The following is a 21,520-nucleotide window of genomic DNA, read 5'->3' on the forward strand; positions in this document are numbered from 1 at the left end:
AGTGGATGTAATAAGCCTCAGAGAGGCTGGATCACAACCATGAAGATCAATGAGAATGGGCAAGATGTTCGCGGATCAATGAAGGATCAGAAACGAGGCGCGATTGAGGTGTCCACAGTTAAAACAGGCAGCGGTGTAATCACAGAGATAAAAAGATTGATGAATATATATCAACTGACCTGACGATATTGCTCGGTCACGGTAATACGCGGCTTCATCCGGTTATTCATCACCTTGATCACCCCGAAACGCGGCAGAGTTTTACTGGTGGTCAATACCAGATCGGCTGTGAGGTTCAAACAGACGCTGGCCTGCTCCCCTGCCTCAATGACCATAAATTCGCCGTTGCCATGAGGTGTATTCATCAAGACCAGATCACCATTTTGCGGGATCACTTGCGGATGTTGTTCACTAAAAAACCAGCTTTGTGGCATCAGGGGTTTATAAAAACGACTGACAGCGATAGCATTAAGCACCAACTGAACCTGATGGGGAATACTCCACTCAAGTTCGGCTGCTTTATCCATCAACTGGTAATAGAGGGCGGCATCATCGACGCAAAAAGGCTGGGTTGCAAACGAGCTGGGCACCAATTGCCGCCCTTTATACTCGGTCGCAAATAACATGTTATCAGACAGGTCCAACATCAGACGGTCACTCTGGGCATCATAGTGCCATTGCCAGCTATCGGTCGGTTGGATAAACATGTTGGAGCCCTTACTTGATAATTACCAGTTGACTTTATTCCATATGCAGGAAATCAGCAACGTCAAATAAAGGGCCCCGCCATCTATTTCTTAAATATTGGTCACAATCTCTTTGACCAACCCCGGCCCATTATAAATAAAGCCGCTATAAATTTGTACCAGACTGGCACCGGCGGCCAATTTTTCACGGGCGGCCATGGCACTATCAATACCACCCACACCGATAATTGGCAGAGCACCATTGAGCGCCTTGGCCAGATGACGGATCACCTCGGTACTCTTGTGCTGCAGCGGACGACCACTCAGGCCACCCGCTTCACCGGCGTGGGGCATGTCATAAATCATCTCGCGCTCGAGGGTGGTATTGGTGGCGATAACCCCATCAATACCATTCCGTACCAGCGACGCGGCCACCTGATCTATTTCTTCAAGGCTTAAATCCGGGGCAATTTTAACCGCCAGCGGCACATACTTTTTATATTGGGCGGCCAGCTCTTGCTGACGTACCTTGAGGGCTGCCAGCAATTCATCCAGCGCCTCGCCATATTGCAGCGAACGCAAACCCGGGGTGTTGGGGGAAGAGATATTGACGGCAATATAACCGGCATGATCATAAACCTTATCCATGCAGATCAGGTAATCATCCTTGCCCTGTTCGATGGGAGTGTCTTTGTTTTTGCCGATATTAATGCCGATGACTCCCTGATATTTGGCCTCTTTTACCTTGGCCACCAGATGATCCACCCCCTTGTTGTTGAATCCCATCCGGTTGATGATCCCCTCTGCCGGAATAACCCGGAACAGGCGCGGCTTGTCATTGCCGCTCTGGGGTCTGGGGGTGACGGTTCCTACCTCGATAAAGCCAAATCCCATGGCGCCCAGCGCGTCAATGCACTCACCATCTTTATCCAGACCGGCCGCCAATCCCACCGGATTGGCAAAAGAAAGCCCCATGACAGTGACGGGGCGTTTCGGCAAATTCTGGCGGAAGAAACAATCGAGTGGCGTACCGAGAAGGCGGGGCAAATATTTCATGGAGAGATCGTGAGCCTGTTCCGGATTGAGCTTGAACAGGAAATGCCTGGCGATGGGGTACAACATCTTTGCTCCTTAAAGAAAGCCCCGGCGACTGGCCGGGGCTTTGGGTGTAATGTCGGTGTCATGCCTTAATCTGGCAATTAAAGTGCCCGACAATTCAACTGGAGCAGGTTCAACTCTCGCAAGGCCACCGAGAACTTGGCGAACTCGTGGGTGCTGGTGGTCTTGAAGTCGGCCAACATGTGGGTCCAACGGGACAAGAGTTGCTCATGCTCCGAAATCCAGTCGGCCAGTATGGTAGCGCATTCTCCCTGATCTTTGCACCCTTCCAGTACCACAGAAGTGAGACTGCGTTGCTGCCAGTCCAGATCTTCGCGGAAGGAGGCTCGCGCCATCGCCTGCCAGTGGTTGCCGACCGGCTGATGGTTGATCTGGTCGAGGAACCAGTGAAGATCCAGTTTGGCCCCGAGGCGATAGTAAACATTGGCGGCGCGCAGAATATCGGTCTTGTGCTCCGCGGCAATCTGCGCCAGATCTAGGCTGGAGAAGAGGCTGCTCATATGGGCGACCTGACGGGCAATGGCCTCCGGCACCTGTTTATCCATCCACTTGGCAACAGCCTGACGATGCTCGGCCACTTCGCTCTCATCCATCACCTCGTAGAGGTGCTTCCCTAAGGTCTCGAACGCAGGACGGAAGAAGGCGATGTTCTCGCTGATGCTCCAGCTGCGATTGCGGGCACGCAGGAACCAGCGGGTGGCACGGCGCACAATGCGGCGGCTGTAGAACATCAGCTCGAGCTGAGTCTGGGCATCCACCAGGTTGTCGCACCCTTCGATATCGCGCCACAGCTGGTTCATGCCAAACACTTCGCGGGCCATGGCAAAGCAGCAAGCCACTTCGGCGACCGAGGCACCGGTTTCGTCCTTCATCCGGCTGGCGAAGTTGAGCCCCATGTCGTTAACCAGCATGTTGGCCACCCGGGTAGCGATGATCTCGCCGCGTAGCGGGTGATCGGCCAGCTGGGCACCAAACTGCTGCTGCACCTTGGCCGGGAAGCTGGTGACAAGCATGTTGGCCAGGAACGGTTCGTCGGTCACTTCCGGGCAATTGAGTTGCTCTTTCAGTACCATCTTGCCGTAGGCCACCAGCACCGCCAGTTCGGGGCGGGTCAGCCCCTGCCCTGCCGCCATCCGCTCGGAAAGCTCCTCATCAGATGGCAGGAACTCCAGCGCACGATCGAGCTTGCCTTCCCGCTCCAACCCCTGAATAAAGCGCTGTTGCTCTTTCAGTTGTTCAGAGCCGCGGAAGCTGGTGACCGAGATGGACTGGGACTGGCGATAGGCGTTGGTGATCACGATCTGCGCCACGTCGTCGGTCATCTCATACAGTATCTGGTTACGTTGCTTGAGGGTCAGATCCCCTGCCGCCACCAACTGGTTCAGCAGGATCTTGATGTTCACCTCGTTATCGGAGCAATCCACCCCCCCCACGTTGTCGGTAAAATCGGTATTGATGCGACCGCCCTGACTGGCGTACTCCACCCGACCAAGCTGGGTAAAGCCGAGGTTGCCCCCCTCACCCACGATACGGGCCCGCAAATCGCGACCATTGACCCGCAATGCGTCGTTGCTGCGATCCCCAACTTCCCCATCGCTCTCCCGAGCGCTCTTCACATAGGTGCCGATGCCGCCGTTCCACAGCAGATCGACATTGAGGCAAAGCAGCGCCTTGATCAGCTCGTTTGGCGCCATGCTGGCCTTGTCGGTGCCGAGCAGTGTCTGCATTTCTGGGCTCAGCTTGATGGACTTGGCCGAGCGCAGGAAGATGCCGCCCCCTTGTGATATCAGCTCGCGGTTGTAGTCATCCCAGCTGGAACCCGGCAGATCGAACAGGCGCTGGCGCTCGACAAAACTCTTGGCCGCATCCGGAGTGGGGTCGACAAAGATATGCATGTGGTTGAACGCGCCCACCAGCCGGGTGTGCTCGGAGAGCAGCATGCCGTTGCCGAACACGTCGCCGGCCATGTCGCCGATCCCGACGCAGGTAAAATCTGTGGTCTGGCAGTTGACGCCGATCTCGCGGAAGTGGCGCTTGACCGACTCCCAGGCACCACGGGCGGTGATGCCCATCTTCTTGTGGTCGTAACCGACCGAGCCGCCGGAGGCGAACGCATCGCCGAGCCAGTGGCCGTATTCGAGGCTTATTTCGTTGGCGATGTCGGAGAAGGTCGCAGTGCCCTTGTCGGCGGCGACCACCAGGTAGTAGTCATCCTCATCGTGGCGCACCACGGATTTGGGCGGGATCACCTCGCCTGCGATGATGTTGTCGGTCACATCGAGCAGACCACGGATAAACAGGCGATAGCAGGCCTTGCCCTCTTCCTGAATAACGGCGCGAGGGGCCCCCGCCGGCATCTGCTTGCAGTAGAAACCACCCTTGGCCCCCACCGGCACGATGACGGTGTTCTTCACCTGCTGGGCTTTGACCAGACCCAGTACTTCAGTGCGGAAGTCTTCTTTGCGATCGGACCAGCGCAGACCGCCACGAGCCACCTTGCCCCAGCGCAGGTGTACCCCTTCCACTCGTGGCGAGTAGACAAAGATCTCGAACTTGGGTAGCGGCAGCGGCATGTCGGTGATGCTGGACGGCGCCAACTTGAAGGAGATGTAGGGCTTGATGTTGCCCGCCTTGTCCAGCTGGTAGTAGTTGGTGCGCAGGGTAGCGTCAATCATCTCCACATAGCGGCGAATGATGCGATCGTCATCGAGGTTAGCAACCTGATCCAGCTTGGCGGCAAGCTCCTCGTGCAGCTTGGCCTGTACCTTTGCGTCCTGCTTGCCGGCAGGATCTAGGCGCTGTTCGAACAGGGTAAACAGCAGTTGGGCGATATCGGGGTAGCGGGTCAGGGTCTCTTCGATATAGGACTGGCTGAAGGAGACGCCGGTCTGGCGCATGTATTTGGCATAGGCTCGCAGCACAGAGACCTGACGGCCGGTGAGACCCGCCCCCAATACCAGCCGGTTGAAGCCATCATCTTCCAGCTGCTTGTTCCAGATGGCGGCAAACGCCTGCTGGAAGCGCTGCTGGCTCTGGGCCAGATCAAAGGGCTGCTCGCCATGCAGCAGCATGGAGAAGTCGAGGATCCAGAACAGATCGCCGCCCGGAGTGCGAACCTGATACGGAGTCTCGCCGATCACCCGCAGTCCCATGTTCTCCAGCATCGGCAGCACGTCGGAGAGGTGAATGGGCTCGGTGCGGTGGAACAGCTTGAGCCGTACCCGACGATCGTTCTCCTCCTCCTGCGCGCGGTAGAACAGCATGCCCAGCGGCTCGGCTTCGCTCAGGTTATCGAGCGCCATGATGTCGGCCACGGCAGAGCCAGGCAGCACATCTTCCTTGTAAGCACGGGGGAAGGCGGTACTGAAACGGCGACGCAGCTCGTTGCCACGGGCCTCGCCATAGTGGGAAAGCAGCACGGAGTCGAGTCTGTCGTCCCAGCTGCGGGCCGCTTCAATCAGGTTGTTCTGTACTTCGTTCACATCCACATCCACGTTGTTGTTGTTGACCCGCACTATGTAGTGGGTCCGCGCCAGCACGCCTTCGGTGAAGTAGACGTTGAACTCCACCTCTTCATTGCTGCCAAAATATTTCTGCAAAATATGCTGGGTCTTGATCCGCAGCGCCGTGTTGTAGCGCTCCTTGGTGACATAGACCATGCAGGAGAAGAAACGACCGTACACATCGCGGCGCACGAACAGCCGCAGCATGTCCCGCTCCTGCATCTCCAGCACGCCAAGGCCGGTAGCCAGCAGTTCCTCTTCACGGGCCTGGATCAGCTCGTCACGGGGATAGGTTTCCAGCACGTTCAGCAGCGCCTTGTAGGCGTGGGAGCCCTTCTCATGACCGGAGGCCGCCATGATGCGTTCGAGGCGATGGCTGATGAGCGGGATCTGGGTCGCGCTGGTGTTGTAGATGGAAGAGGCGTAGAGGCCGATGAAGCGATCTTCCCCGATCACCTTGCCATGCTCGTCAAAGCGCTTGATGCCGATGTAATCCACATAAGCCGGACGGTGTACCCGGGACTTGCTGTTGGATTTGGTGAGGATCAGCAGGTCAGAGCTCAGGGCGGCGTGACGGGCGCTGGCAGGCATGTTGCCAAGGCGCTGGCCTACCTCCTTGATGGAGTTCTTCATCAGCCCCAGGCTGGAGCTCGCCTGCGGCAGGATCTCGTGATCCCCCTCCACCGCCTTGACGTCGTAGCGGCGATAGCCCATCAGGGTAAAGTTGTGGGCAGCTACCCATTTGAGGAAGGCAACGCAGGAGGCCACCTCCTCCTTGCTGACCGGGTGCTTGCGCTTGGGCAGTTCGTCGATGATCTCATTGAGCTTGGCCAGCATGGGCTGCCAGTCGCCGACTGCCAGCGCTACTTCACCAGCCACGGAGTTGAGCTCGGCAGCCAGCGCGGCCATCTGCTCCTCGCTGGTGAGGTGATCGATCTCGATAAGGAATGCCGTTTCAACCGAGGTCTGCCCGTCGGTGTTGTCGAGTTCCAGAATGGCATCAATCTTGCCATCCGCTCCACGAATGAGGTGCAGCGGTTGGTGCAGCATCATGTGGGCGGTGATATTGAGTCGCTTGAGCGCCATCCGGATGGAGTCCACCAGGAAGGGCGAGTCCTGCAGGATCACCTCGACGATGGTATGGGGCGATTGCCAGCCGTGACGGGTCAGCTCGGGATTGTAGACCCGGATGTAGGGATCGGTGCCGGTGCGCTGATTGAGGGCATTCCACAGGCTCAGGGCCGCGCCGTAGAGATCGCTGTCATTGCGATCGTGCAGGTCGGAGCTCGCCATGTTGCCGTAGAACTTGGCAACGAAGCGCTCGACCAGAGAGGCGCTGTTTTTAGGCAACTTCTGATGGATCAGGCTGAGAACGTTTTCGAGCAGAACTGAGGTAGGGGCGTCTTTCAATGCCATTTTTATATTCCTTATCGGACGACATTAACCACCGACGCAGAGGCAACCACCCTGGTTACCCGCTGGTGCAGAGTTGTTGCGAAGTGTAATGGCTTGGATAAGGGAAGGCGAGGAAAGGTGCTAACGAGATGTTAAAAACAAGGTGCAGATCACGGCTTAAACTGTGAGAAATTTTGCAAATAACCAAAAATACAGAAATTCCCACTACCTTTGTGCCAGTTTACCGGATAGATAGTGACGCAAAGCAGATAAACAGTCTGTAATCTGTTCGATTTTTGTTAATTTATGCGTTCGAGACTGATAAAGCGGTAATCGTCCTGGGTTTTCAGCCGAAAGTAGCCATGCACACCATTGATGGCGACAAAGGGGCGTATTTTTTCTATGCCAAGTTCCAGGGTCAACCCCTGTTCGCTGCGCACCACCAGCCGCCTGGCATGGCCCTGATACATCAGCATCACCTCATCGCTATTCAATGAGAGCCGAAAAGTAAACTGCTTCACACTTGCTCCTGATCACACGACAAATCACACAATGGGGGCAGGCGCATTCACGCCCCTGCCCCGTCGACACTTATTGCTGCAGCGCCTTGCTGACCTTCTCGAACAGATCCCGTGCCAGCCCCTCAAGGTTGGCAAGACGAGTCAGCTCGGCGCGGATCAGCGCCTTGCGCACCTCATCCAGTCGCTTGAACTGGATAAGCGGAGTGATGAGGCGGGAGGCCACCTGTGGATTGACCTCGTTGAGCTCGATCAGCAGATCGGTCAGGAAGCGGTAACCGCTGCCATCCACCGCATGGAACTGCACCTGATTACTCATGGCGAAACTGCCGATCAGCGCCCGCAGTCGGTTCGGGTTGCGAATGCTGAAAGTGGGGTGATTCATCGCCTGTTTCACTTCGCTCAGTACATCGGCAGCCGGCTTGCTGCCAATCAGCCGCAGCCAGTTGTCCAGCACCAGTCCATCCTTGGCCCACTTGCCTTCAAAATCGGCCAGCAGCGCAGCGCGGCATGGCAACAGATAGCCGTTGGCCACCTGCAGCGCCGCCAGGGTATCGGTCATGTTGTCGGCAGTTGCATACTGCTCGCGCACCAGCGCGTCGGCATGCTCCGCATCCAGCGCAGCCAGATAGCCGAGCACTACCCCTTTGAGGGCCCGTTTAGCCATGTCGGCATGCACCACCTGATAACCATTCAGACGCAGACTCTGATAGGTTGCCGCCAAGCGCGCACCAAAGGCCTCGGCAAGACGGGTGTGGATCGCGTCGCGCACCTGATGGATGGCATCGATATCGGCCACCTCGAACAGCTCGGCCAGGGTCGCCTCACCGGGCAGCGCCAGGATCTCCGCCTTGAGGGCCAAATCCAGTTCACTGTCGTCCAGAATGGCGACGAAGGCGGCCAGCAGGGTTTGGGAGAGCTCAACCCCCTGCCCGTGCTGGACCCGCGCCACCCCATCGATGACCGCTTTGTTGATCAGCATCTGGGCCGCATCCCAGCGGGCAAACTCGTTGCGGGCAAAGCGCATCAGGAAGGCGAGCGCTTCGTCGCTGTAGTCATAGTGCAGCTTGACCGGCGCAGAGAAGTCCCGAAGCAGAGAGGGAACCGGTTTGACGGGCACTTGATCGAATTCGAAGGTCTGCTCCGCTTCCAGCACATCGAGCACGTTGCCGATGGCCTTGCCCTGATACTGCAGAGGAATGACGGCACCCTGCTCGTCATAGAGCTCGATATCGAGGGGGATATGCAGCGGCAGCTTCTGCGGTTGATCCTGAGTCGGCGGGGTATGCTGGCTGACATGGAGGCGATAGATACCGCTCGCAGCATCATACTCGTCGGTAAGGGTCAGCTCGGGGGTGCCGGACTGGCTGTACCAGCGACGGAAACGACCGAGATCCACACCGGAAGCATCCTCCATCGCCTGCACGAAATCATCACAAGTAGCGGCCGAGCCGTCGTGACGCTCGAAGTAGAGGCGCATACCGGCCTGAAAGGCATCTTCCCCCAGCAGAGTATGCATCATGCGGATCACTTCCGACCCCTTCTCGTAGACGGTCAGGGTGTAGAAGTTGTTCATCTCGATCACCACATCCGGGCGGATCGGGTGTGCCATGGGGCCGGCATCTTCGGCAAACTGCGGGCCACGCACGGTACGCACGTTGTTGATGCGGTTGACGCCACGGGAGCCCAGATCGGAGGAGAACTCCTGATCCCGGAACACTGTCAGCCCCTCTTTCAGGCTGAGCTGGAACCAGTCTCGACAGGTGACGCGGTTGCCGGTCCAGTTGTGGAAATACTCATGACCGATCACCCGCTCGATACCGTGGTAGTCGCTGTCGGTGGCGGTGGCCGGATTGGCCAGCACGAACTTGGAGTTGAAGATGTTGAGCCCCTTGTTCTCCATGGCGCCCATGTTGAAGAAGTCCACCGCAACGATCATGTAGATGTCGAGATCATACTCGAGGCCAAAACGCTGCTCATCCCAGCGCATGGAGTTGATGAGACTCTCCATGGCAAAACCGGCGCGATCGAGGTTGCCCTTGTCGACGAAGATCTCGAGGGCCACCTTGCGGCCGCTCTTGGTGGTGTAGTGGCTGCGCTCCACATCGAAATCACCGGCCACCAGAGCAAACAGGTAGCTCGGTTTGGGGAAAGGATCCTGCCACTGCACGAAGTGACGGCTGCCATTCAGATCACCGCTGTCGACCTTGTTGCCATTGGAGAGCAGGAAAGGATATTTGGCTTTGTCAGCGGTAATGCGGGTGCTGTAGCGCGCCAGAATGTCGGGGCGATCCAGATAATAGGTAATGCGACGAAAGCCCTCCGCTTCACACTGGGTGCAGTAGGCATCGCCAGACTTGTAAAGCCCTTCCAGCGCGGTGTTGGCGGCCGGATCCAGCAGGGTGACAATGGTCAGCACACATTCGGCAGGCAGGTTGAACAGGGTCAGACTGCTCTCGCCTTGCTCGTAGTGGTCACAGGGAATGCCATCGATGGCAATGCTCTTGAGGGTCAGCTGCTCGCCATCGAGGACCAGCGGCGCATTGTGCTCGCCGTTGCGGCGAATGCGGGTGATGGCAGTGACCTGGGTCAGTGGCTCCTGCAGTTGGAAATCGAGGTCGATAGTGTCGATCCAGTAGAGCGGCGCCTGATAATCCTGGCGATATTTGGCCGTCATGGCCTGGGAGTGATCGGTCATTATTGTCTGCTTCCACGCTTGTTAAAGGCGAGAAAGAGGCTGTCACAACCAACTGGCGGGGTCAAACAATTTGCATGACGTCAGATGTGCCAGACAAAAAGAAAGGGCGACCGCAGTCGCCCTTGTGTATTAGAGTCGCCTTGTCAGCTGGGTTTGCTGATCTTGGCCAGATCCGCCGTGATATTAGCTGCTTCGATGAGATACTCATCGGGCGCCTCAAAATCCGCAGGCAGTTCGTCCAGACTCTTCACCGCCGGCTTGCCAAGGCGAGCCAGCCGCTCGTTGGTGCGTTTGAGCGCTTGCTCATCCTGCTTGGCCTGCTCGGCAACACGCTCCGCCTCGTTGAGGGAGACCGACTTCTTCTCCTTCTCCACCTTGTAGTCGGCAATATCTTGCATCACGTAGGCGAACTCGGGATCCTTGGCGATGCGGGCATCATGAGCCGCCTGCAGCGTGGGCAGCAGAGTAGTGAAATTGCCCAGAGTCTGATAGTTGGCAGAGGCTATCTTGTCCCACGGCAGCGCATTGAACTCACGGCTTTCACCCGTCTCTTCCGGCGCAACCGGTGTCGGGAAGCTGATATCCGGCGCAACGCCCTTGTTCTGGGTACTGCCACCGTTGATCCGGTAGAACTTGGCGATGGTGTACTGCACGTGACCCAGCGGCTGCTCGTAGAAGTCATAGACCTTGGCGAGGCTGCGATGCTGCTGCACTGTCCCCTTGCCGAAGGAGTTTTCCCCAAGGATCAGGGCTCGCCCATAATCCTGCATGGCGGCAGCAAAGATCTCGGAGGCCGAGGCACTGTATCTGTCGATCAGCACCGACATGGGACCGCCGTAATAGACGTTGCCATCGTCGTCACCGTTGACCGTGATACGGCCCATATGATCACGGATCTGAACCACAGGACCGCTGCCAAAGAAGAGACCACTCAGGGCAGAGGCTTCAGTCAGGGCGCCACCGCCGTTACCGCGCAGATCGATGATCAGACCATCGATCTTCTGCTTGTTGAGGCTGGAGAGCTCCTTGATCACGTCGTCATGCAGATTGACGTAGAAACTCGGGATCTCGATGACACCAATCTTCTTGCCTTCGGCGTTAATCACCTTGGACTTGGCGGCTCTGTCTTCAAGGCGCACCTTGTCGCGGGTCAGCTCGATCTGCTCGGTCTTGGCGGTTGCGCCCTTGCCGCGCTGAATTTCAAGCTTGACCTTGCTCCCCTTGGGCCCCTTGATGAGCTCGACCACGTCATCGAGACGCCAGCCGATCACATCGACAATCTTGCCATCTTCCTGCCCTACCCCGGTGATCTTGTCATCGGGTTTGAGGTGGTTGGATTTGGCAGCCGGGCCACCGGGCACCAAAGAACGGATGACGGTAAAGTCATCTTCCGCCTGCAACACGGCACCGATCCCCTCCAGCGAAAGGTTCATCTCGGTGTTGAAACGATCGGCACTGCGCGGTGAGAGGTAACTGGTGTGCGGTTCGATGGCGCGAGCGAAGGAGTTCATGAAGAGCTGGAAGACATCCTCACTCTCGGTCTGGGACATCCGCTTGATGGCATTGTTGTAACGCTTGCCAAGCAGCTCCTTGATCTCGGGCCACTCCTTGCCGCTGAGCTTGAGACTCAGGGCATCGAACTTGACCCGCTGACGCCACAGCTCGTTGAGCTCTGCTTCATCTTTGGGCCAAGCCGCCCCTTCCCGATCAAACACATAGTTGTCGGTCTGGGTAAAATCGAAAGGAGTATCAAGCAGTTTGAGGGCGTATTCGAACCGCTCATAACGCCGCTGCTGACTCAGGTTGAACATCTCGTAGGCGGGAGCCAGACGGCCTCTTTCGAGGTCGGTGTCAAAACCGTTACGGTACTTTTCAAAACGGCTGATATCAGAGGCCAAAAACAGGTTGCGGCTGTAGTCCAGATTCTCCAGATATTTATCGAAAATCACGGAGGAAAAGGCATCGTCCAGCTTGAACTGTTTGTAGTGCGAGCGGGTAAACAGATTGGTAATTCGCTTGCTGGCCGTAGCATGTTGGCTCTCTTGAGCCAACACAGGCAAATCACTCTCCTTGAGCACCGGCTCGATGGCCTGTGCAAGCCCGGCAAGCGCCAGGCTACAGGCAACGAGGGAAAAACGAATTACGCCATGCTTCAACATTTGTCTCCTTAGAGAACCAAGTGCTCTGATTTGACCCGCACCATCATGCCGGTCTGCAGTTGGACCTGTACATCGTCCTTGGTTACTTCCTTGATGGTTGCCGGAACCGGGAATTTACCCATAACGACGCGCACATCCTGGCCCACTTTCAGCGTAGCGGCATCCACTTTAACCAGCGGAGCGTCAGCGACCGGTGCCTTGGCTGCAGCTTTCGGCTTGGCAGCTACATCAGCTTTCTCGGTTTTCTCGGTTTTGCGCACAGCAGGACGACGGGGCTTCTTGGCCTTCTCATCCTTCTCTTTGGTATTGGTACGACGGCTGGCGAATACGCGCTCTTTGCTCTCTTTCAGAGCTTGCTTGGCGTGTTCGATGTGCTCTTCGGTCAGCAGCTCGCCCGGGTTGCCATCCAGATCAACGCGAGCCTGGCCAGCTTTGAGACCGTGCAGGTAGCGCCAGCTGGAGGTGTATTGACGCAGTGCGGAACGCAGCATGGTCTTGGAGACTCTGGCATCGTCAGCAAGACGCTCGGCCAAATCCTGGAAGATGCCAATCTTGAGCGGCTTGGCCTCTCCTTCAGCAACGAAGCAGGCCGGGAATTTCTCGACCAGGTAGGCAACGATCTCTTTACTGTTCTTCAGCTTCTCAGTGTTTTCCATGTATAACCTTGGCTTTCATATAAACGCACGGGCACGTCCCGAGCACAACAAAGGCCCCATTATAGAGAGCTTGGGGCCTTTTGCGAACCATCTAGCAATGACTTAGAGCATGCTTTCCAAAATTTGCACCGTTTCTTCGAGGCCAATCCGGTCTTGCTGGTCGAAACGGTTAAAAATCGGACTGTCGATATCGAGTACCCCGATGATCTCGCCACCACGGCGCACCGGGATCACGATTTCCGAGTTGCTCGCGCCATCACAAGCGATGTGACCATCGAACTGGTGGACATCGTCAATGAGCTGGGTTCTCCCCTCTGCCACTGCCGTACCACACACCCCGCGGCCGACCGGGATCCGCACGCAGGCCGGTTTGCCCTGAAATGGCCCCAATACCAGGGTCTCGCCCTGCAACAGATAAAAACCGACCCAGTTGATCTCCTCCAGCTCCTGATTCAGCAGTGCGGAGAGGTTGGCCAGATTGGCAATCAGATCGGTTTCCCCCTCCAGCAGCGCCTTGGCCTGCTGGTTGAGGGTGCGATAAAACGGTTGTTTTTCAATCATGATTAAATGAACTTCACTCCCTGATGGTTTGGGGAAGGTAACGCCTGGCCGGGAAATTTCAAATATTTTTTCCACTCCCCACCTCTTGCGCCGTTATTCCCGGGCAACGGAAAGCGCCAATTGCTGGCGTTGACCATTACTCCACTCGATATTTAACAACCAGATCATGACGGGTGATGTACAGCTCCCCACCTGGGTCACCCCCTGCCACTGTCCGTCTATTTCTTCAAAGCTCACCGGAATGGTGCCCATAAACATATCTTTGCCTTCGAGTGTCGTTTTCACCGGCTTGATGGCCGGATCGCCGCCGGTAATAGCGATGGCAAAGTCATGTTCGGCGCGCAGCGGTAATTCCTTGATGCCGACCGTCAGTGGCTTGTCACCAATCAGCGCGCTGCAAGGGGTGTGGGAAAGATCACAAATCTGATCTTTTTTCTGGTCAGCAGAGACGCTGTTATCGGCCGAAAACCAGGTGCGATAGGCCATCAGCGCCAATAACAGCGCCAATACCAGTACGAGGTGCAAAACTTTACGTGCGGTAAGTCTCTCTTTCATCAAAAACAGCCCGATTAAGATGCAATTAAAATAGTTTTTTGTGATCTCGAACAAGGTAAAAAACTGCCATATCGAGACCGGACGGAGCCAAATATATCACTGTTTATACTGTTATTTTACCTGTCACTTCAGTATCATTCCCATGCAGTTTTCATTTAGCCATCTTTTGCTTTTCCTTTCGTTAACAGATGTTAACAACTGGTCGGCGGTGGCTGATGAAGCCAGTCCGGTCCTCCGGATACAAAACCAAACAACAGCAGCATCGGAAGCGGAATATAACGATGAGCCATACAACTAACCATCCTGAGTACAACTACACCGTTGTTCGCCAGTTTACCGTCATGACGATTGTCTGGGGAATTGTCGGCATGTCGGTTGGCGTACTGATCGCAGCCCAGTTGATCTGGCCTGCCCTCAACTTCGAGACCCCGTGGCTGACTTACAGTCGTCTGCGGCCCCTCCATACCAACGCAGTGATCTTCGCCTTCGGCGTCAGTGCACTGATGGCCACCTCCTTCTACGTGGTGCAGCGCACCTGCCAAACCAGACTGTTTGGTGGCCCGCTGGCAACCTTCGTCTTCTGGGGCTGGCAAGCAATCATCCTCTCTGCCGCCATCTCTCTGCCGCTGGGTTTCACCTCCGCCAAAGAGTATGCCGAGCTGGAGTGGCCGATTGATATCGCCATCACTGTGGTATGGGTCGCCTATGCCATCGTCTTCTTCGGCACCCTGATGAAGCGCACCACCTCCCACATCTATGTGGCAAACTGGTTCTTCGGCGCCTTCATCATCACCGTTGCGGTGCTGCACATCGTCAACAACATGGAAGTACCGCTCTCCGGCATGAAGTCCTACTCCATGTACTCCGGCGCCATGGACGCCATGGTGCAGTGGTGGTATGGCCATAACGCGGTGGGCTTCCTGCTGACCGCCGGCTTCCTGGGGATGATGTACTACTTCGTACCCAAGCAGGCCGGTCGTCCGGTTTACTCCTATCGCCTCTCCATCGTCCACTTCTGGGCGCTGATCTCCCTCTATATCTGGGCCGGTCCGCACCACCTGCACTACACCGCACTGCCAGACTGGGCTCAGTCACTGGGCATGGTGATGTCCCTGATCCTGTTTGTCCCCTCCTGGGGCGGCATGATCAACGGCATCATGACCCTCTCCGGTGCCTGGCACAAACTGCGTTATGACCCCATCCTGCGCTTCCTGATCGTCTCTCTCTCTTTCTACGGCATGTCGACCTTCGAAGGCCCGATGATGGCGATCAAAACCGTCAACGCCCTCTCCCACTACACAGACTGGACCGTTGGTCACGTGCACTCCGGTGCGCTGGGCTGGGTTGCCATGGTCTCCATCGGTGCGGTTTACCATCTGATCCCGAACCTGTTCGGCCAGGGCCGGATGTACAGCGTCAAGCTGATCAACGTTCACTTCTGGCTGGCGACCGTGGGCACCGTGCTCTACATCGTTGCCATGTGGATTTCCGGCGTGATGCAGGGCCTGATGTGGCGTGCAGTCAACGAAGACGGCACCCTGACCTACAGCTTCGTTGAAGCGTTGCAGGCATCCTATCCCTTCTATTTCGTGCGCTTCCTGGGTGGCTGCTTCTTCGTCACCGGCATGTTGCTGATGGCTTACAACGCCTATCGCACCATCACTGCGCCCAAAGGTTCTCTGGAACCTGTCGCCCAGCCAGCATGATTGAAGAGGTCAACCCATGAGCAACAATAACCGTCACGAAATATTTGAAAAAAGCGTTCCCATGCTGGTGGTCGGCATCATCTTCGCCATCAGTCTGGGGGGCCTGGTTGAAATCACCCCGCTGTTCTTCCAAAAGCAAACCACCGAGCCGGTGGAGGGCCTCAAGCCCTACACCGCTCTGCAGATGGAAGGACGCGACATCTTCATTCGCGAAGGCTGCACCAACTGCCACAGCCAGATGATCCGTCCGTTCCGTGCCGAAACCGAGCGTTACGGTCACTACTCGGTCGCCGGTGAGAGCGTCTGGGAACACCCCTTCCTGTGGGGTTCCAAGCGTACAGGTCCGGATCTGGCCCGTGTCGGTGGCCGGTACTCCGACGAGTGGCACAAGGTTCACCTGATCAACCCGCGCGATGTGGTACCGGAATCCAACATGCCCGCCTATCCCTGGCTTGATACCAATGTGCTGACTGGCGAGATGACCGGCAAAAAACTGGCGCTGTTCCGCGATCACTTCGGTGTGCCCTATACCGACGCCGATATTCAGGGTGCTGGCGAAGCCGTCAAGGGCAAAACCGAGCTGGATGCGCTGGTGGCCTATCTGCAATCACTGGGTCATGCCCTGAAATAAGGAGGCGAAAATGGACTACGGCACATTTCGCGGTCTGTATACCTTGCTGTTGATGGCCATCATGATTGGCATCATCGTCTGGGCCTACAGCAAACGCCGCAAGACCTCTTTCGACGAGGCTGCCAATTTGGTTTTTGCCGATGATGAGCAACCCGGTGCTGATAAAAAGAACGCAGGAGCGAAACAATAATGAGCACTCTGTTTAGCATTTTTGTGACTGTCATCAGTCTGGGAACCATCCTCGGCTGCTTCTTGCTGCTGATGTGGTGCCGCAAGGACAAGATGGGTGTTGAAGAAGGCAAATCGATGGGTCACTCCTTCGATGGCATCGAGGAGATCAACAACCCGCTGCCGAAGTGGTGGACTTACATGTTCCTCTTCTTCATCGTCACCGGTCTGGTTTATTTGATCGCCTTCCCGGGGCTTGGCAACTTCAAAGGCCTGCTGGGCTGGCAAAGTTCCAACCAGGACGTGCGCTCGCTGGCCGAGTCCAAAGCTGCAACCGAATCGGCCAAGGCTGAAGGTCGCGCGGTGGAGTATGACCGTGAGGTCGCCAAGGCTGACGAGATCTACGGCGCCAAGTTCCGTGAACTCACCTACGAAGCGGATGGCAAAACCTATCGTGCCATCACCGAGATCGCCAAGGATCCGGAAGCCCTGAAAGTGGGTCAGCGTCTGTTCCTGCAGAACTGCTCCCAGTGCCACGGCTCTGACGCCCGCGGTGGTCGCGGTTTCCCGAACCTGACCGACAGCGAATGGCAATGGGGCGGCCAGCCTGATCAAATCAAGACCACCATCATGGGCGGTCGTCAGGGGATCATGGCTGCCTGGGGTGAAATCCTCGGCAAAGATGGCGTTCAGGAAGTGGCCTCCTATGTGCTGAGCCTCTCCGGTCGCAAGGTCGACCTGGTGGAAGCGAAGAAAGGTGAAGCACGCTTTGCCATCTGCGCTGCCTGCCACGGGGCCGATGCCAAGGGCGGTGTTGCCGTCGGTGCGCCAGATCTGACCAACAACACCTGGCTCTACGGTGGCTCCCGCGAAGTGGTGGTACAAACCATCACCCACGGTCGTCACGGTGTGATGCCAGCCTGGAAAGACATTCTGGGTGAGGACAAGGTTCACCTGCTGGCCTCCTACGTTTACAGCCTGTCTCATCAACAGTCTGCCAAATAAGGTTCTCCCGTAACGTTGTAACATGTGATAAACACGTGATTACACAGCAAAAAGCCTCGACTCCTCGAGGCTTTTTGTTATCTTGTGTTGCGTAAAAACCATCTTCCACGTTAATCATTCGTTTCATGGCAGTAGCAATCATGACCCAACCTCTATCCAAACCGTGGTATCGCCAATTCTGGCCCTGGTTTATCATCGCCCTCCCCACTGCCGCCGTTGTCGGCAGCATCGCCACCGCCATCATCGCCAGCAAGGATGGGGTCAATCTGGTGGCCGAGGACTATTACAAACAAGGGAAAGAGATCAATCAGGACTTGAGCAAGTTTGACCGCTCCGAAGCACTCAATATCCGCTTTGTGCTGGAGGTTGACGGCAACGAGCTGACCCTCAAACCCATCAGCGGTGACATTCCTGCCGGGCAAGCTCTCTATCTCTCATTGTTCCACCCGACCTTGGCCGGTCAGGACAGCGAACACATGATCACCGCCGATGCGAGCGGCACCTATCGCCTCCATTTCGACAAGCCGCTGGTCGGCAAGTGGCACATTCGGGTCGATGCTTTCGATCACGAGTGGCGATTGCAAGAGACCGTCCAGTTGCCCACCCTGGCCCCTGTCGAACTCGACCCGAAAGGACGCTAAGCCATGACCGGCTGTTCTCACTGTGGCGAGCCGGTGTTCGCCAGCGCCCCTGCAGCTTGCATTCTGCATTCAGGGGGGCATAACGCATGACCCCCTGCTTTCACTGTGGCGAGCCGGTACCCGCTAATAGTGGCTATTCCCTCGAGATAAAGGGGATTGTTCGCCCCATGTGCTGCCCCGGTTGTCAGGCGGTGGCAGAAACCATCATGGAGTGCGGCCTCGCCAGTTACTACGATCACCGCACCGCTCCTGGCACCAAGGGCGATCTGGTGCCCGAAGAGCTGGCCGCCCTCACCCACTACGATCTGGCAGAAGTGCAACAGGAGTTTGTCACCGACAGCGGTACCCTTCGCGAAATCCAGCTGACAGTTGAAGGGCTCACCTGCGCCGCCTGTGCCTGGCTTATCGAACGCCACCTGATGACCCTTGGCGGCTTGCGCTACATCAACGTCAACACCACCACCCACCGGGCCCGCATCAAGTGGGATCCGGACCAACTCTCCCTGAGTGACATCCTCAAGGGATTTGCCCAGATCGGCTATCGGGCCTACCCGTTCCAGACCCATCAACAGGAGGCGCTCTACGCCAAAGAGGTGCGCAGCTATATGTTCCGGCTGGCTCTGGCGGGGCTGGGCTCAATGCAGGTGATGATGTGCGCCGTGGCTCTCTACATGGATCTCTTCATCAGCGTTGAAGATGAGTTCATGGTCTACTTCAAGTGGATAAGCCTGCTGCTCTCCACCCCCATCATGATCTACTCGGCCCAGCCCTTTTACGTGGGGGCCTGGCGCAGCCTGAAGCAGGGTCACCTGTCGATGGATGTGTCGGTGTCGCTGGCGCTGATCGGGGCTTTTATCGCCTCCATGTGGGCCACCGTGTTCAATACCGGTGAGGTCTATTACGACTCCATCACCATGTTCGTCTTCTTCCTGCTGCTGGGGCGCTTTCTCGAGTTGCGGGCCCGGCGCAAGGCGTCGGAGTCGAGCTCCAACCTGGCGCGACTGGTGCCCATCATGGCGACCCGCATCGATGAGGAAGGGGAACATGAGGTAGCGGCCAAGACCTTGCAGGTCGGCGATCGGGTACGTGTGCTGGCTGGCGCCACCTTGCCGGCGGATGGCATCATTGTCGAAGGGCAAGCCAGCCTCAACGAATCCATGCTGACCGGTGAACAGCTGCCCCTGCTCAAACAGCGCGGTGATCAGGTCTATGCCGGCACCATCAACACGGATGCCCCGCTGCAGATCCGGGTCAGCCACCGTATCGAAGAGTCGCGGATCGCCCAGATCATGCGGCTGCAGGATCACGCCCTCGATGATAAACCGGCCATCGCCCAGATGGCGGATCAGCTGTCGCGCCACTTTATTCTGGTGCTGCTGATCATTGCCGCCGCGGTTTGGACTTTCTGGCACTTCCATCAACCGGATCAGGCGTTCTGGGTCACCCTCGCCGTGCTGGTTGCCACTTGCCCCTGTGCCCTGTCGCTGGCCACTCCGACGGCGCTAACCTCGGCCACCGCCAATCTGACCCGCAACGGCATTCTGCTGCGCCGTGGTCATGTGCTGGACGTGCTGACCAAGGCAAACCGGATCGTGATGGACAAGACTGGCACCCTGACCACCGGTGAGATCAGTCTGACCGGCACCACCACCTTGGCAGAGATGGACGAGACGCACTGCCTCGCCATCGCCCGGGCCATGGAGGCGCAATCCGAGCACCCCATAGCTCGCGCCTTCCGGCTACCTGCCGACAGTATCAGTGTGCTGCCATCCGCCCGCGAGATCACCCCTGTCATCGGTCACGGCATCACAGCGCTGGTGGATGGCGTACGTTACCGCATCGGCAGTGCCCGCTGGCTTGGGCTGGATCCGGCGCAAGAACGCGGCCGCGGTCTGGCTATCTATCTGGCCGACGAGCAGCAGGTCTTGGCCCGCTTCAATCTGGAAGATACCCTGCGCTCTGATGCCAAGGCGCTGATCGCAGCATTCAAGGCGGCCGGTCTGCAAACTACTGTGCTGACTGGCGACAGCTCTCTGCAGGCAGACGAGATTGCCCGCGAGCTGGGAGTAAATGAGCTGGTCAAGGGGGTCTCGCCCGATGGCAAGCTGGCCTATCTCAAGGCCCGGGAAGCCCAAGGGGATATCAGCATCATGGTGGGCGATGGCATCAACGATGCCCCGGTACTGGCCGGGGCTCACGCCTCGTTCGCCATGGCCGGTGGCACCGATCTGGCGAAAAACAGCGCCGATGCCATCTTGCTGGCCGATGACTTGAGCCGACTGCTCGAAGCCAGAGTGCTAGCAATGCGTACCCGCAAGATCATCATCGAGAACTTCGCCTGGTCCATCGGTTACAACCTGCTGGTGTTGCCGCTGGCGGCCTGCGGCTGGCTGCCCCCCTATCTGGCGGCGGCGGGCATGTCGCTCAGCTCACTCATCGTGGTAACCAACTCCATGCGCCTCAACCGATGAGGCTGGTGGCGGAAAATAGCTGAAAATGTGGCCTGCCTTCGATGCAGGCCACATTTCTAATTGATAGCGGCTGGCCCCCTGCCCGAACAGGGTTACCATAGGGGACGCTTGCCAAGGAAGAACGCCAAGGTACCTCTCATGAATATAATTTTTGTCCTGATCCCCATCGCCATCCTGTTTGTGATCATCGCCGGGGTCGTCTTCTTCTGGGCCATTCGCTCCGAGCAGTTTGAAGATCTCGACCGGCAGGGTTCCAACATCCTGTTTGACGAAGAGCAACCCACCCACAAACCCGCAAAGCCTGCTGACCATGACCCACAACCTTGATCTGGCCGGCGCCCTGCTGGTCGGACTGGCAGGCTCCGCCCACTGCATCGGCATGTGTGGTGGCGTCTCCGCCGCGCTCTCCATGGCAATCCCCGCCAACAAACAACACTTCTGGGGGCGGCTCGCCTATCTGCTCAACTACAACCTCGGCCGGATCCTGAGCTATGTCATTGCAGGTGCACTGGTGGGCGGCCTGCTCGCCACCACCAGTGAGCTGGGCGCTGGCAAACACGCTATTGCCGGCTTGCGTCTCGTGGCAGCGCTATTGATGATTGCGCTTGGTCTCTATCTGGCGGGCTGGTGGCAAGGGATCTTGCTGCTGGAGCGGCTCGGCGCCAGATTTTGGCCACGTATCAAACCGCTGGCAGGCAAATTTATCCCCTTCACCTCACCTGTGCAGGCACTGCCCTTTGGCATGGTGTGGGGTTGGCTCCCCTGCGGGCTGGTCTACTCCATGCTGACCTGGAGCGCAGCGGCGGGTTCGGCCAGTGGCGGGGCGCTCATCATGCTATTTTTTGGCCTCGGCACCCTGCCCACCCTGTTTGCGTTGGGCGGGCTCGCCGATCGCCTGAGATACTGGCTCACCCTGCGCAGTTTGCGCCTTGGCGGTGCCCTGCTGCTCATTTTGTTCGGGGTGCATACCTTCTGGATTGGCATTGCTTCCTTTTGAAACCCTATCCAAAACGGATGAGTTGATGGTAAACTTGTTTGATATAAATCA

Annotated in this window: 17 protein-coding genes and 1 pseudogene; 9 read left to right on the plus strand and 9 right to left on the minus strand. The window is 57.3% G+C overall.

Annotated elements, in window-relative coordinates:
- A pseudogene (locus G5179_RS17680) lies at nt 1–183 on the plus strand (hypothetical protein); the annotation flags it as partial.
- Here G5179_RS17680 and G5179_RS17685 read toward each other — a convergent pair.
- From G5179_RS17685 to G5179_RS17725, 9 genes are all read right to left on the minus strand, one after another.
- A complete protein-coding gene (locus tag G5179_RS17685) occupies nt 171–707 on the minus strand; it encodes a cell division protein ZapC (protein ID WP_005360526.1) in 537 nt (178 codons plus the stop codon). The pseudogene G5179_RS17680 and the gene G5179_RS17685 overlap by 13 nt on opposite strands.
- A 90-nt stretch (nt 708–797) precedes the next feature.
- Nucleotides 798–1,808 carry a quinone-dependent dihydroorotate dehydrogenase gene (pyrD, locus tag G5179_RS17690; protein WP_421258825.1) on the minus strand — a complete coding sequence of 337 codons (1,011 nt, stop codon included), beginning with the start codon at nt 1,806–1,808 and terminating at the stop codon, nt 798–800.
- A 77-nt stretch (nt 1,809–1,885) separates the two neighbouring features.
- Nucleotides 1,886–6,724, minus strand: coding sequence for an NAD-glutamate dehydrogenase (locus tag G5179_RS17695; protein WP_421258826.1), 4,839 nt, complete (start codon nt 6,722–6,724; stop codon nt 1,886–1,888).
- Nucleotides 6,725–7,002: 278 nt separating this feature from the next.
- Entirely contained in the window at nt 7,003–7,224 is a 222-nt protein-coding gene (locus tag G5179_RS17700) for a DUF2835 family protein (protein ID WP_005351919.1), read from the minus strand.
- Nucleotides 7,225–7,294: 70 nt separating this feature from the next.
- The gene (pepN, locus tag G5179_RS17705) at nt 7,295–9,919 is read right to left on the minus strand and encodes an aminopeptidase N (protein WP_421258827.1); all 2,625 of its coding nucleotides are present in this window, start codon (nt 9,917–9,919) and stop codon (nt 7,295–7,297) included.
- 143 nt (nt 9,920–10,062) lie between these two features.
- Nucleotides 10,063–12,078 (minus strand): carboxy terminal-processing peptidase, encoded by a 2,016-nt coding sequence (gene prc / locus G5179_RS17710; RefSeq protein ID WP_421258828.1) that lies wholly within the window; start codon nt 12,076–12,078, stop codon nt 10,063–10,065.
- An 8-nt stretch (nt 12,079–12,086) separates the two neighbouring features.
- Nucleotides 12,087–12,734 carry an RNA chaperone ProQ gene (proQ, locus tag G5179_RS17715; protein ID WP_202004600.1) on the minus strand — a complete coding sequence of 216 codons (648 nt, stop codon included), beginning with the start codon at nt 12,732–12,734 and terminating at the stop codon, nt 12,087–12,089.
- 102 nt (nt 12,735–12,836) lie between these two features.
- On the minus strand, nt 12,837–13,295 hold the full coding sequence (locus G5179_RS17720) for a GAF domain-containing protein (RefSeq protein ID WP_005336610.1): 459 nt from the start codon (nt 13,293–13,295) through the stop codon (nt 12,837–12,839).
- Nucleotides 13,296–13,388: 93 nt separating this feature from the next.
- A complete protein-coding gene (locus G5179_RS17725; RefSeq protein ID WP_421258829.1) occupies nt 13,389–13,850 on the minus strand; it encodes a hypothetical protein in 462 nt (153 codons plus the stop codon).
- A gap of 281 nt (nt 13,851–14,131) precedes the next feature.
- On the opposite strand from G5179_RS17725, the gene ccoN reads away from it, so the two are divergent.
- The 8 genes from ccoN (at nt 14,132) to G5179_RS17765 (ending at nt 21,469) form a co-directional block, all read left to right on the plus strand.
- A complete protein-coding gene (gene ccoN, locus G5179_RS17730) occupies nt 14,132–15,556 on the plus strand; it encodes a cytochrome-c oxidase, cbb3-type subunit I (protein ID WP_005360548.1) in 1,425 nt (474 codons plus the stop codon).
- Between the two features lie 16 nt (nt 15,557–15,572).
- On the plus strand, nt 15,573–16,187 hold the full coding sequence (gene ccoO, locus G5179_RS17735) for a cytochrome-c oxidase, cbb3-type subunit II (protein WP_021230095.1): 615 nt from the start codon (nt 15,573–15,575) through the stop codon (nt 16,185–16,187).
- Between the two features lie 10 nt (nt 16,188–16,197).
- Nucleotides 16,198–16,377 (plus strand): CcoQ/FixQ family Cbb3-type cytochrome c oxidase assembly chaperone, encoded by a 180-nt coding sequence (locus tag G5179_RS17740; protein ID WP_005336620.1) that lies wholly within the window; start codon nt 16,198–16,200, stop codon nt 16,375–16,377.
- A complete protein-coding gene (ccoP, locus tag G5179_RS17745) occupies nt 16,377–17,360 on the plus strand; it encodes a cytochrome-c oxidase, cbb3-type subunit III (RefSeq protein WP_019446377.1) in 984 nt (327 codons plus the stop codon). The genes G5179_RS17740 and ccoP overlap by 1 nt, the downstream gene beginning before the upstream one ends.
- A gap of 140 nt (nt 17,361–17,500) precedes the next feature.
- Nucleotides 17,501–18,001, plus strand: coding sequence for a FixH family protein (locus G5179_RS17750; RefSeq protein WP_227342891.1), 501 nt, complete (start codon nt 17,501–17,503; stop codon nt 17,999–18,001).
- A gap of 86 nt (nt 18,002–18,087) precedes the next feature.
- On the plus strand, nt 18,088–20,472 hold the full coding sequence (locus G5179_RS17755) for a heavy metal translocating P-type ATPase (protein ID WP_421258830.1): 2,385 nt from the start codon (nt 18,088–18,090) through the stop codon (nt 20,470–20,472).
- A 138-nt stretch (nt 20,473–20,610) separates the two neighbouring features.
- Nucleotides 20,611–20,799 (plus strand): cbb3-type cytochrome oxidase assembly protein CcoS, encoded by a 189-nt coding sequence (gene ccoS / locus G5179_RS17760; protein WP_005360558.1) that lies wholly within the window; start codon nt 20,611–20,613, stop codon nt 20,797–20,799.
- Nucleotides 20,783–21,469 carry a sulfite exporter TauE/SafE family protein gene (locus G5179_RS17765; RefSeq protein ID WP_279502064.1) on the plus strand — a complete coding sequence of 229 codons (687 nt, stop codon included), beginning with the start codon at nt 20,783–20,785 and terminating at the stop codon, nt 21,467–21,469. The genes ccoS and G5179_RS17765 overlap by 17 nt, the downstream gene beginning before the upstream one ends.
- The last annotated feature ends 51 nt before the right edge of the window (nt 21,470–21,520 follow it).

The organism is Aeromonas sp. 600886 (genome assembly GCF_049174935.1).
Lineage (GTDB): Bacteria > Pseudomonadota > Gammaproteobacteria > Enterobacterales > Aeromonadaceae > Aeromonas > Aeromonas veronii_A.

Coding starts and splice junctions, on each gene's coding strand:
- ccoO (WP_021230095.1), top strand. CDS start 15,573: ATGAGCAACAATAACCGTCACGAAATATTTGAAAAAAGCGTTCCCATG.
- G5179_RS17695 (WP_421258826.1), bottom strand. CDS start 6,724: ATGGCATTGAAAGACGCCCCTACCTCAGTTCTGCTCGAAAACGTTCTC.
- ccoS (WP_005360558.1), top strand. CDS start 20,611: ATGAATATAATTTTTGTCCTGATCCCCATCGCCATCCTGTTTGTGATC.
- G5179_RS17765 (WP_279502064.1), top strand. CDS start 20,783: ATGACCCACAACCTTGATCTGGCCGGCGCCCTGCTGGTCGGACTGGCA.
- G5179_RS17725 (WP_421258829.1), bottom strand. CDS start 13,850: ATGAAAGAGAGACTTACCGCACGTAAAGTTTTGCACCTCGTACTGGTA.
- G5179_RS17720 (WP_005336610.1), bottom strand. CDS start 13,295: ATGATTGAAAAACAACCGTTTTATCGCACCCTCAACCAGCAGGCCAAG.
- pepN (WP_421258827.1), bottom strand. CDS start 9,919: ATGACCGATCACTCCCAGGCCATGACGGCCAAATATCGCCAGGATTAT.
- prc (WP_421258828.1), bottom strand. CDS start 12,078: ATGTTGAAGCATGGCGTAATTCGTTTTTCCCTCGTTGCCTGTAGCCTG.
- G5179_RS17755 (WP_421258830.1), top strand. CDS start 18,088: ATGACCCCCTGCTTTCACTGTGGCGAGCCGGTACCCGCTAATAGTGGC.
- G5179_RS17750 (WP_227342891.1), top strand. CDS start 17,501: ATGACCCAACCTCTATCCAAACCGTGGTATCGCCAATTCTGGCCCTGG.
- ccoN (WP_005360548.1), top strand. CDS start 14,132: ATGAGCCATACAACTAACCATCCTGAGTACAACTACACCGTTGTTCGC.
- G5179_RS17685 (WP_005360526.1), bottom strand. CDS start 707: ATGTTTATCCAACCGACCGATAGCTGGCAATGGCACTATGATGCCCAG.
- G5179_RS17740 (WP_005336620.1), top strand. CDS start 16,198: ATGGACTACGGCACATTTCGCGGTCTGTATACCTTGCTGTTGATGGCC.
- pyrD (WP_421258825.1), bottom strand. CDS start 1,808: ATGTTGTACCCCATCGCCAGGCATTTCCTGTTCAAGCTCAATCCGGAA.
- ccoP (WP_019446377.1), top strand. CDS start 16,377: ATGAGCACTCTGTTTAGCATTTTTGTGACTGTCATCAGTCTGGGAACC.
- proQ (WP_202004600.1), bottom strand. CDS start 12,734: ATGGAAAACACTGAGAAGCTGAAGAACAGTAAAGAGATCGTTGCCTAC.